This is a genomic window from Rhodovulum sp. PH10 (genome assembly GCF_000293785.1).
In the GTDB taxonomy this organism is placed as follows: domain Bacteria; phylum Pseudomonadota; class Alphaproteobacteria; order Rhizobiales; family Xanthobacteraceae; genus Rhodoplanes.
This window is the reverse complement of sequence record NZ_AKZI01000202.1, coordinates 1-10,718: the sequence shown is the minus strand read 5'-3', so window position 1 is coordinate 10,718 and position 10,718 is coordinate 1. Positions and strand designations below refer to the sequence as shown.

The window sequence follows — 10,718 nt, the reverse complement described above, 5'->3', positions numbered from 1 at the left end:
GCCCCGCCGCAAGCCCTCAAAGCCGTGGCCTGACCACGACGCTTACAGTTATGGCGCGCTGTGCCTCCAAGATGCACCGCTACCGTTGATCTTGCCGCTTGCGGTCGCTGCCGACGCATTGCACCGCGGTCAGGATATATGAGACGAACCATGATGCCGAAAAGCATGTGAGTGGGGAACCGTAAGCCGATTGAAGTCGGCTACCAGGCCTCTGCCGCACGGCGCGACGTGTTGGGCATCGAGGATTTCACGATGGTAGTGCCGACGCAGGGCGGCGGTCGTACCCGTCTCGATGCGCGTCGGCTCGAGGCCGGGCGAAGCGCGCCCGCAGGGCTTGGCCTCGACGCGGTCGGGCCGGTGTTGCTCTTGCGCGAGGGATCGAAGCCCGAAGGGCGGAGACGCCGCAGGCGGCTCCGTTCACGAGAGCCTGGCCCCGGAGGGGACGTGCCCCGTCTCCTGAAATATCAATGTGTCAGGAGGAGCTTGCAGGAGTCGTGTTTATACATATAATGTGTATGAAGCGATAGATATGTACATGCGCGAGCACGACATGAAGGTCTCGACCGCAGAATTCATCCGCAACTTCGGCCCGCTGGCCGACAAGGCGCTGAGCGAGCCGCTGACCATTACCAAGAACGGCCGCGACCGGCTGGTGGTGATCTCGGCCGACGAGTACGCGCGGCTCAAGCGCCGCGACCGGCGCGTGGTGGCGCTCGAAGAGTTCACCGAGGAGGAGGTGGCCCTCATTGCCAAAGCGGAAGTCCCGCCCGGCCATGAGGCACTAGACGCGGAGCTGAAAGACTGGCGGCCGTGAGCTGGCCGGTTCCACAGCCGGGCCTGGTCGTTCGGTATTCCTACCTGTGGGAGCGGGAAGCCCGCGAGGGGCGTGAAGAGGGGGTCAAGGACCGTCCCTGCGCGATCGTGCTGGTGGTGCTGCGCGAGGACGAGAGCCAAGTCGTTCGCGTCCTGCCGGTGACACACTCCCCACCCGATGATCCCCTCGACGCCCTCGAAATTCCGCAGCCGGTCAAACAGCGGCTCGGACTGGATACCGGCCGCTCGTGGGTGGTGCTGAGCGAGGCCAATGATTTCATCTGGCCGGGGCCAGACCTGCGCCCGGCCGTTTCCGGTGATCCGTCTTCCGTGGCCTACGGCTTCCTGCCACCGGGATTCTTCCGGGTGCTGCGCGAGCGCCTGATTGCGCGCCGCAAGGTCAGGCTGATGCAGGCCGTTGCCCGTTCAGAGTGATCCCTGGAATGACTTGCCGATTGCGCGCCTCACGTTCATATTAAACGCATGAATATAGAGTTCACTTATGCGCGATTTGAAGATACAGTAGCATACTTTAAGGATAATCTTCCCACCTGGGATGGTGTATCCTTTTTGATGTTGAGATCGACACTGATAAAATGGAAAAATACACGAAGGAGGTAGCTAAATAAGGCTGCTCGCTGGATGTGTTCTTCAATGCGGTGCTGGCGTGCTTTCTTGATGGGAGAGACAATCACCCCTGCGCCAAAACGCGCATATTCGTTTGGGGCTCCGTTCACGAGAGCCTTCCCCGGAGGGGTGCGCCCACAAAAAAGGCGGGCCGAAGCTCGCCATGATCGAAAACAGCCGTCAGACTGCCGTCGGCCGGAACGTGATCCGTCCGACCTCGCCCGCCCGGCGGTGAGGCTTCACCACGATCTCCACGTCCTGCTCGAACACAGTGAGCATCTTCATCAGACGCTCGGCCGAGTAGTCCTCGAAATCGCCCCGCAGCAGGTGGGACAAGTCGGGCTGCGAGATGCCCAACAGCTTCGCGGCCTTGACCTGGGTTAGGCCGCGATCCTTGATCGAGCGGTGTACCTCGGCAACGATGTTGGCCTTCAACATCCGGTCTTCCGGGGTGGAGAGGCCGAGATCGGCAAACACATTACCGCTGCTCACTTCATGAGCAGGCAGCGTAGCGCTTTTCTTCTTGGTCATTACTTGCTCCCTCCTTTGTCGTGGCGTTCGCGGTAGTGCGTCTCGGCCGCCGTCATTCAGCCGCCATCGGTGGCGCGGATCCCTCGTCGGACAGCGCCGCGCCGCGGCCTTTAGAGGGCGATCGGGCCGGAACCGGCGCAGGCCCGCAACGGCTGTGCGCGGCTTTTCGACCGTTGTCCTCCTCGCACGAGCGCGACCGCTGCTCCGCCGTCCTCCGCTTCGCTGCGGCCCTCCGGCTTCGCCTCCTGGTGCGGGCCCGCGCCGCTTCCGGCGAGGGATCGCCGTGAAGGCCGCGATGGGCGCGGCCACCAGACGAGGCACCCGAGCCATGACCATCGACCGGCTCACCAGCGACGACCCCGAACCGATCCATGCCGCATCACCGACCGCCCGTCTTCTCGACGAGCTGCAGCTCTACGGTCACCGCCCGTTCGAGGACGATCCCGATCCGCGCCCGCTTCCCGATGCCGACCGCCTGCAAGGGGCGCTTACCGACGTGTTCGACGCCTTCGTCGCGACGCTCACCGAGACTCGCCTCGGGCCCGATCTGTCCGACCTGCTCTGGTCGGTCGTGAACGTCTTCCACCGCGGCATCGACCGCATCCAACGCCAGATCGACACCAACGAGGCCGGCCAGCGCCGCAGCCAGCGCGAGCAGGACGGTTCCGAAATCCGGTCCGTCGAGCTCGAGCGCCTGCTCGCCCAGGGACTGACCCTCGTCGAACGGCGCAACAGCTTCGAGTTCATGCGCGACACGGCCGCCGAACTCTTCGAAGTTCACACCGGGCAAGCCTGGCGTCCCCGCACCGGGTCGCTGGTCAACCGCCGCGTACTCACCGCCGCGATCATCGACAGCCGCGATTTCCTGATGGCGCGCCACCGCGCCGAGACCGAGGTCCTTCTGCCGACGGGAGTCAAGATCGCCTTCGCCGGTGGCGTCGAATGCAACGACCACCATCGCATCTGGAACGCGCTCGACCGGGTCCATGCCAAGCACCCCGACATGGTGCTGCTCCACGGTGGCACACCGCGTGGCGCCGAAAAGATCGCCGCCTGCTGGGCCGACACCCGCAAGGTGCCGCAGATCGTCTTCAAGCCCGACTGGTCGCGACACGCCAAGGCGGCACCGTTCAAGCGCAACGATCAGCTCCTCGAGACGATGCCGATCGGTGTCGTCATTTTCCCGGGCTCGGGTGTCACCGACAATTTGGCCGACAAGGCGCGGGTGCTCGGCATCCCGCTGTTCGACTTTCGCAAGGCTGGCGGCGCATGAGCGCCGCTTTCTCGGAGATCGGTACGATCGGTCGCCATGCTGCCGTCGACGCGTTGCCGACGGCGCGAAGCGCAGCACCTTGCAAGGCTTTCAACAACTGCCGGATCAAGCCGCCGTGCGGCGCCGTCTCTTGCGAGCAGGCGCGGATTCCTCGACTGTTCGGGCCACAAGCGGCTCGACCTCGCGCTCGATGCGATGCCCGCATTGTTCGATCGGCGATCTCCAGGTCGTAGCGTGTCTGCAGCTTGACCCAGAATTCCGCCGACGTGCCAAAATATCGGCTGAGCCGCAACTCCGTATCGGTCGAAATGGCCCGGCGGCCGAGCACGATGTCGTTGACCCGCGAACGCGGTGCCTTGATCGCGTTCGCGAGCGCGTAGACGCTGATGCTCATCGGCACCAGGAATTCGTCTCGCAGGATCTCGCCCGGATGAACCGGAGGCAAGCGGCGGCCCGACTGCACATCCGAGAAGTCCACTCGCCGGCGATCGAGTTCGTCGCGCTCGATGGCCATGGATTGCTCCTCAGTGATAATCGACGATCTCGACGTCGGACGCTTCGCCGTTGCGCCAGACGAAGCAGAATCGCCATTGGTCGTTTATTCGGATGCTGTATTGTCCCTTCCGGTCGCCGTGGAGCGGCTCCAAACGGTTGCCGGGCGGGACCCGTAGATCGTCGATCCGCACCGCCGCATCGATCGTGTGGAGCTGGCGCGCGCTCGAACTCGGATTTGCGGCGGCAGATCGCGAACGGCGTAGCCCGCGAAAACCGCCGCGGTGCGGTTGTCGGCGAAACTCCTGATCACGGCGATGCGTACCGCCAAACGGTACGTCGTGTCGAGCCGGCGTCCTGCCGGACGGTACGTCGAGGAGGAACGGGAAACGCCAGCATGCAGTACCCACCTCCGTCGCATCGAGATCAGATCGTCTGGACTCTTTCCCTTGCCGCCGTCGGCGACGACCCCGCGACCGCCACTGACAGGGCCGCTCAGCCGCACCTGTCACGAGCGGCGGGTCATCGGATGATCCGAATACCGTCCGCCCGTCGATCTCGACACGTCGCGAATGGCCGAAAGCTCGTATCGTCGACCTGACGGTGACCGCGGCCCGATCCGGTCGATCCGGGCACACCGAGGCCGGCATGCGGATGCGATATGGAGGCCTTTTCGTTAGCCTTCTCGAACCAATCCGCCGCCGTTGATGGTCGAGCGCAAGTCTTCACGCGCCGCGCCGTCCGGAGATCTTGCCCGGCCATGTGTCGCCAGGTCTCTTGGCGCTCTGTCCGGGCCGCACCACGCGGACCTCGAATGGGCGAATCTGGCCGAGGGGCGGCTGCGCCTCGATCGTCTGCCCGCAACGGCCGCCGGTCGACTTTCTTCCCCTGCCGCGCGCCCCGCGAGCGGGGCCTGAAGCGCGGCATTCCTCGCGGGACAAGAAAGTCGCCGTCGTGCCGTCCTCCGCTTCGCTACGGCCGCGGAGCGGTGCGGTCCGATCGCCCCCGGCCGGTCGATCGCCATCGAGGCCGCGATCGGCGCGACCCGGAACCGAGACAGGAGACCACCATGGCGACCATCGGCACCTTCAAGAAGTCCGAGAACGGCGACTACACCGGCGCGGTGAAGACGCTCACCCTCAACGTCAAGGCGCGGATCGCGCCGGTCGAGAAGGCGAACGAGAAGGCTCCCGACTTCCGCATCTTCGCCGGCCGGACCGAGTTCGGTGCCGCCTGGAAGAAGACCTCGGGCGAGGGCCGCGAGTACCTCTCGGTCAAGCTCGACGATCCGAGCTTCCCGACCCCGATCTACGCCTCGCTCGTCGAGGTCGAAGGCGAGGACGGCCTCTCGCTCATCTGGTCCCGCCGCGCCAGCGACTGACGCGCTGGCCCGCAGCGCCCCGCCCACAGCGGCGGGGCGCTCCCAGCATCGCGGCCGAAAGAAGAGAAAAGAGTTCAGCGCGCCGAAGCACTCGGCGCTCAGCCGAACTGAACGAAAGCGGACGCGGGGGGCGCGCTTCGTCCCACGGCTTCACCCCGCCTTTTCCTTCTCGCTGTTCCGGGACGCCGACGGCTTTTGGAGCAGACCGGCGACTTCGATACCGAGTACCGCCCGCGATTTTTGTCGGGACATCGATCGAGGCTGCGTGCACGCAGCGTTCGAGCGAGCTGATATGGGGTCGATCGCTCGCCGCTCGGCGTGTCGGTTCTACCTGGGACAGGCGTTTGGTCCGTTGGTGCTTTCTCGGGTTGCGCATTCCGACGATCGCGACCACCTGTACCGACGGATCGCGACCACCCGTTCCGACCGATCGCGACCAGTGTGGCGCGGGGCGTGAGGGGGCCGTCGGGTTCACTCGCTGATCTCAGCGAACGGCGGCTCGGTCAAGGGTGGCGGAGGCGGTCCCCGTAGTCGATAGGAGGGACCCGCGCGCGCCGCGGCGTGCCCCCACGGCCGACGCGGCGGCGCGCGCGGGAGGTCCCTGTCGACCCACGGGGGCGGCCGGTCGGCTCGGGAAGCGGTTCATTTCTTGGCCTCCTTGGAGGGCTTGGCGTCGCCGTTGGCGGCGGCGGTCGCGGTGACGCCGTTCGCCTGGTCGGCGGCGAGCTTGCGCATCGATGGGCCGTCGAGCGCGATCCGGTGGGCGTTGTGGACGAGACGGTCGAGAATGGCGTCGGCCACTGTGGGCTCGCCGATGATCTCGTGCCAGGCGGACACGGGAAGCTGGCTGGTGATCAGGGTGGAGCCGCGGCCGTGGCGATCCTCGACGATCTCCATGAGGTCGCGGCGCTGGCCGGGCGAGAGGCGGTCGGGTCCCCAGTCGTCGAGGACGAGGAGATCGACCTTGGTCTGCAGACGGAACAGGCGGGGGAAGCGGCCGTCGCCGTGGGCGAGATCGAGATCGGCGAACAGGCGCGGCACGCGGGCGTAATGGACCGTGTGGCCGTCGCGGCAGGCCTTTTGGGCGAGCGCGCACGCCAGCCACGACTTGCCGATTCCGCACGGGCCGGTGAGGAGCAGATTGTGGTGCTCGGCGATCCAGCGGCTGGTGGTCAACTGCTGGAACAGCGCCTTGTCGAGCCGGCGCGGCGTCCGGTAATCGACGTCCTCGACCACGGCTTGGCTGTGGCGCAATCGCGCGGCGCGCATACGGGTCTGGAAGCGTTTGGTGTCGCGATCGGCCGTCTCGCGGTCGAGCAGCAAGGCGAGCCATTCGGCGTGGGCGAGATCGCGGGTCTCGTCCGTCGCGGCGAACTCGACGAAGGCGCGCGCCATGCCATCGAGCTCGAGCGCTCGGAGCTGATCGAGGGTCGGATGTGTGAGCATCGGTCGTGATCTCCTCAGTGGAAGTAGGTGGGGCCCCGGATGTTGTCGTGCGCGATCACCGGCCCGTCCCTGGGCGTCGCAGGCTGGTGGCGATCGAGGTTGTTCTTCAGGATCGAGACGACCGAACCGTAGGAGCGCGCGCCGATCGCGATGGCGCGTTCGCACGCGGCCTCGAGCCGCTCGCGGCCCCAGGTTTTCTCGAGTCGCAGAATGCCGATGCACGCGCGAAAACCCTGCTCGGGATGGGGCCGCTCGGTCAGGATGATCTCGACGAGCGCGCCGGTGCTGCGACCGATCTCGCCCGCCGATCGTCTGATCCGCTCCGGCGTCCAGTCGGCGAAGCGGCGATGGCTCGACGGCATGTGCTCGCGCACCGTGGTGTGCCTGCGGTTCGACGATGCGCGCAGGTGCGCCGCGATCCGCTTGCCGCGATGGAACACCTCGACGGTGCGCATCGTGATGCGGACCCACACGGTCTCGCGGAGGAACTGATGCGGCACCGAGTAATAGTGCTTCGCGACTTCGACGTGATAATCGAGCCCGACCTTGCAACTCTTCCATTCGGCGAAGACATAGGGCTCGGCCGGCAGCCGCTTCAGCGCCGATCGCCCCACCTGCTCGAACAGCACGCGACGGCTGGCGCCGAGATGACGTGATACACGCTCGTTGAGCGTCGTGATCAGATCAGAGATCGCGGCATTCAACGACGACAGCGTATCGAACCGACGATGACGCAGCTTGGCGACGACGAAACGCGTCACCACCTGGACGCCGACCTCGACCTTGGCCTTGTCGCGCGGCTTGTACGGCCGCGCCGGAACGATCGCCGTGTCGTAGTGCGCCGCCATCTCGGCGTAGCTGCGGTTCACCGCCGGCTCGAAGAAGCACGCCTTGGTGATGCCCGACTTCAGATTGTCGGACACCACCATGGCCGGCACCCCGCCGAAGAACGCGAAGGCCCGCGTGTGCGACCCGATCCAGTCGGACAGCCCCTGCGTCCACGTCGCCTCGGCATAGGTCAGGCTCGATGCCCCGAGCACGGCGACGAACAGCTGCGCCGTTCGAACCTCGCCGGTCGCCGCGTCGACCACCTCGAGCGTCGTCCCGGCGTAGTCCACGAACAGCCGCTCGCCGGCCACGTGGCTCTGCCGCATGGTCGGTGACAGGCGCCCTTCCCAGGCCCGGTAGAGTTCGCAGAACCGGCTGTAGCCGTAGCCGTCGGGATGAACGGCGCGATGCTCCTCCCACAGCACCTGGAGCGTCACCCCGGCCCGGCGCAGCTCGCGGTGGATGGTCGCCCAGTCCGGCTGCGGCCGCTGCTCCGTCGCTCCCATCACCGGCGGCGGGTAGAGCCGCCGTTCCAGGGCGTCGTCGGTCAGCTCGTCCGGCAGCGGCCAGGAGACGCCTGCCCGTCGTGCTCGCCGGATGCAATCCCCGGCGGCTGTCGCGCTCACCCCCAGGCTCGCCGCGATCTTGCGTTTGGACAGCCCGGCCGCCGACAGCCGCAGCACGTCCCCTATCTTGCGCATGGGTAACCTCGGTCCTGGCATGCCCCGCTCCTCGCCAAAAGGAGCCAGGACAAGCCGATTCGCGGATTACCCGACGGCCCTCGTCACCCCCGTCCACATCCGGGCTGCGACCCCGAACTGGGTGGTCGCGATCCCCCGGAACAGGTGGTCGCGATCAATCGGAATGCCCGGTCGCAATCAATCGGAATCGGTGATCGCGATCGCCCGGTGCGCGCACTCGGGTCGCGCGCCAGCACCTCTCGGATTTCCATGAGGGAGCGGCCATGCATTGGAGAGAAATTCTTTACGGAGGGTTCTCGATAAAATCGCTCCGCAGCACGTCCGCACGGTGTTCTCGGTTGGCACGTTGGGGTACAACAGGCACGAGATTGCCAGCCCCTGCCGCTTTTGTTCGACGCTCGCCTCGCTTGGATGCTTCCTTTTATTGTCGTGAGGAAACACACGATGTGTCGGCCGACGCCCGTACCCTCGATCGCTGACCAGGCTCCGAGCGAGGATGTTCTCACCGCCTACGACGAAAGCCATCTCGTCGTGTATCTCCGTCTCCTCGACGCCGAAGCGGATGGTGCGGATTGGCGCGAGGTCGCCCGGATCGTCCTCGATATCGACCCGGAGAAAGAGCCGGACCGCGCCCGGCGCGCCTGGGAAACGCACCTGCGACGAGCCGAGTGGATGACCGAGCACGGTTATCGTCACCTGCTCGAGCGCAAGTCGTGATGGCGAAAAACTGGACCGTGGCGAGCCCAGGGCTATCGCGTTTGGGCGGGGAGCTCGAGGAGGAAGTCGTCGTTCCAGCCGGCCTGTCTGAGCTTCCCGGCGAGTGAGCCCTTGGTCCGATCGGCGCTGGGATGGGTCTTCTTCGTCGTGAGAAAGCACGCCTCGGCATCACTGCACAGCGACTCCTGGTTCCCCTCCAGGGCGAGACAGTAATCGCCGCCGCGGGCGACCACGCCGTCGGCCATGCCACGGTGACAGTGCAGTGCATCCGCCGTGACGATCTTGCCGGCGAGGTCGACCAGGCCGAGCAGCTCGAGGGCGGCGGAGACCTCGTCGCCGTCCTCGGCGGCCAAGCACGACAGCGTCATCCGCATCTCGGCCGCGAACGCCGACACCATCGTCTTCGGGGCGTGCGCCTTGCCGGCCTCGTAGGCCCGCCGCAGAGCCTCGCCGTCGATCGCGACGACCTCGAGCGCACCGAAGGGGCTTCGCCAGCGAGTCCCCGAACGCCGCCATGAAGTCGCGGAACGCCGCCTCGAACGCCTTCGGGTCCAGTATCCGGAACACGGTCGAGAACGTGTCGTGCGACGGAACACCGTGGCTCATCCGGCGGCGGTCAACTCCGCCACCTGCGCCTCGACCCTCCGGCCGACCCTCTGGCCGTCCGGCGAGACCGTGGCGTCACGTCGACATGCGTTTGGGCAGGGGTGGCGCGGGATAGCGCCCCATCAGCAGATTCCAGTAGGCCCATGAGCGCGGGTCGATGATGCCGGGAGGAGCGCGGTCGAGCGCCTCTTTCAGGTCGTCCTCGTCGAGGTAGCGACGCAGCAGCTTCATATCCTCGTGCGTCGCGCGGGCGAAAGCGTAGGCCATGAAACGTACCGGATCGGCGAGCGCCTCGGCGGCCGGCTCGAACCAGACGATGCGTGCCGCGGCGGCTTCGGTATCGTTGTCGAGTGGGATGGGCTTCATGACGCTCCGCCTTCTGACGGGCCGGGCGAGGCCGTGACAACGGGAAGCCGGTCGAGATCGACGGCGCGGACCGCCTCGGCCAGCCCGTCCTTCACCGCTTGCGGCAGTTTTCGCAAGTCGCCCTCATCGAAGTAGGTGAGGGCCTTCAGGGTGATCTGCGGATTGAACTCCGTGCCGTACATGGCGCGCGCGGCGGCGAGCGCCATCGGCAGGCCGATACGGCCATCCTCCAGCAACGCGGCGATGTCGAGATAGTCCTTGGCCTCCGCCCGCATCTGCACGACGCGAGCTTTTGCGCCCGCGAGATCGAGCAGGGCGGCAATGCGCAAGCCGGTATCGGCTGCAATCAGCGGTGGGCGCAGGCGCGGGAGGGCGGGGACGCCGAAGAAAGAGAGCTTGACCGGACCGCCCCGCTCAACGGTGCAGCTCAACGTGTTCGGCTCGCGCTGCGTAACGGTCGCCCCCGCGAGGAACGGGATGGCGAGGGTGAGCGCGTTTGGATCGAGCGGTCGGTTGCCGAAGAAAGGGAAATCGACGGAATTCCGGTGCCCGAGCTGTAAGGCCAGCGCCGTGCCGCCGTACAGCACGAATTCCGGGGGCGTCTGGGCAAGCTCATCCCACAAGCGGCGCTGCGGGGCGGGCAGGATGTCGAGGCAGGGGGCGAAGGTGCCGAGCATGAGGTCTCTCTAAACTCAAGAGATCATAGGAGTTTCGAGAGGCCGGAACCAAGAATGAGTTTCTCGAGGCGGTCTGGCCGGTTTTCGGGGCGGCGGCGCTGCTCCGGCCACGCCGCTCGGTGGAGCGGGATTTTTTAGCCAGGAGGTCCGGCAGATGAGCGCGGCGGACCGGCGAGAGACGCTCGATCGCGGCGACGCGACGCTTTCGGTACGGCGGCAATGTGCATTGGTCGGGGTGGCGCGGTCGAGCGTCTATCGGC

At 66.4% G+C, this 10,718-nt stretch carries 13 protein-coding genes; 5 read left to right on the top strand and 8 right to left on the bottom strand.

Translation table 11 applies throughout. The features are described 5' to 3' along the window. The first annotated feature begins 535 nt into the window (after nucleotides 1–535). Together A33M_RS21425 and A33M_RS21420 are read left to right on the top strand one after the other, a co-directional pair. Nucleotides 536–814 (top strand): type II toxin-antitoxin system prevent-host-death family antitoxin, encoded by a 279-nt coding sequence (locus A33M_RS21425; RefSeq protein ID WP_202801983.1) that lies wholly within the window; start codon nucleotides 536–538, stop codon nucleotides 812–814. Continuing rightward, on the top strand, nucleotides 811–1,248 hold the full coding sequence (locus A33M_RS21420) for a hypothetical protein (RefSeq protein ID WP_040622479.1): 438 nt from the start codon (nucleotides 811–813) through the stop codon (nucleotides 1,246–1,248). Before A33M_RS21425 ends, A33M_RS21420 begins: the two co-directional genes overlap by 4 nt. Before the next feature lie 372 nt (nucleotides 1,249–1,620). Here the strand turns inward: A33M_RS21420 and A33M_RS21415 are convergent, their stop codons facing one another. Further along, the gene (locus A33M_RS21415; RefSeq protein WP_052027174.1) at nucleotides 1,621–1,971 is read right to left on the bottom strand and encodes a helix-turn-helix domain-containing protein; all 351 of its coding nucleotides are present in this window, start codon (nucleotides 1,969–1,971) and stop codon (nucleotides 1,621–1,623) included. 328 nt (nucleotides 1,972–2,299) lie between these two features. On the opposite strand from A33M_RS21415, the gene A33M_RS21410 reads away from it, so the two are divergent. Continuing rightward, entirely contained in the window at nucleotides 2,300–3,244 is a 945-nt protein-coding gene (locus tag A33M_RS21410; RefSeq protein WP_085977110.1) for a DUF2493 domain-containing protein, read from the top strand. On the opposite strand, the gene A33M_RS23330 is transcribed toward A33M_RS21410, so the two are convergent. After that, entirely contained in the window at nucleotides 3,168–3,758 is a 591-nt protein-coding gene (locus A33M_RS23330) for a HigA family addiction module antitoxin (protein ID WP_202801982.1), read from the bottom strand. The two genes, A33M_RS21410 and A33M_RS23330, sit on opposite strands and share 77 nt — an antisense overlap. A gap of 10 nt (nucleotides 3,759–3,768) precedes the next feature. Next, complete coding sequence (locus A33M_RS21405; RefSeq protein WP_008391889.1) at nucleotides 3,769–4,146, bottom strand: type II toxin-antitoxin system RelE/ParE family toxin; 378 nt, start codon at nucleotides 4,144–4,146, stop codon at nucleotides 3,769–3,771. A gap of 659 nt (nucleotides 4,147–4,805) precedes the next feature. On the opposite strand from A33M_RS21405, the gene A33M_RS21400 reads away from it, so the two are divergent. Further along, nucleotides 4,806–5,117, top strand: a complete 312-nt coding sequence (locus A33M_RS21400; RefSeq protein ID WP_008391887.1) for a DUF736 domain-containing protein — start codon at nucleotides 4,806–4,808, stop codon at nucleotides 5,115–5,117. A gap of 642 nt (nucleotides 5,118–5,759) precedes the next feature. On the opposite strand, the gene istB is transcribed toward A33M_RS21400, so the two are convergent. After that, nucleotides 5,760–6,563, bottom strand: coding sequence for an IS21-like element helper ATPase IstB (gene istB, locus A33M_RS21395; RefSeq protein ID WP_008391885.1), 804 nt, complete (start codon nucleotides 6,561–6,563; stop codon nucleotides 5,760–5,762). 14 nt (nucleotides 6,564–6,577) lie between these two features. Further along, on the bottom strand, nucleotides 6,578–8,092 hold the full coding sequence (gene istA, locus A33M_RS21390) for an IS21 family transposase (RefSeq protein WP_157223616.1): 1,515 nt from the start codon (nucleotides 8,090–8,092) through the stop codon (nucleotides 6,578–6,580). Nucleotides 8,093–8,536: 444 nt separating this feature from the next. Here istA and A33M_RS21385 point away from each other — a divergent pair, with 444 nt between their 5' ends. Beyond that, entirely contained in the window at nucleotides 8,537–8,809 is a 273-nt protein-coding gene (locus A33M_RS21385) for a DNA -binding domain-containing protein (protein WP_040622474.1), read from the top strand. 32 nt (nucleotides 8,810–8,841) lie between these two features. Here A33M_RS21385 and A33M_RS25150 read toward each other — a convergent pair whose 3' ends face one another. From A33M_RS25150 to A33M_RS21370, 3 genes are all read right to left on the bottom strand, one after another. Continuing rightward, nucleotides 8,842–9,405, bottom strand: a complete 564-nt coding sequence (locus A33M_RS25150; protein WP_157223615.1) for an ISAs1 family transposase — start codon at nucleotides 9,403–9,405, stop codon at nucleotides 8,842–8,844. An 85-nt stretch (nucleotides 9,406–9,490) separates the two neighbouring features. Next, the gene (locus A33M_RS21375) at nucleotides 9,491–9,781 is read right to left on the bottom strand and encodes a hypothetical protein (RefSeq protein WP_040622472.1); all 291 of its coding nucleotides are present in this window, start codon (nucleotides 9,779–9,781) and stop codon (nucleotides 9,491–9,493) included. Then, on the bottom strand, nucleotides 9,778–10,458 hold the full coding sequence (locus A33M_RS21370; RefSeq protein ID WP_040622469.1) for a nucleotidyl transferase AbiEii/AbiGii toxin family protein: 681 nt from the start codon (nucleotides 10,456–10,458) through the stop codon (nucleotides 9,778–9,780). Before A33M_RS21370 ends, A33M_RS21375 begins: the two co-directional genes overlap by 4 nt. Nucleotides 10,459–10,718 lie beyond the last annotated feature (260 nt).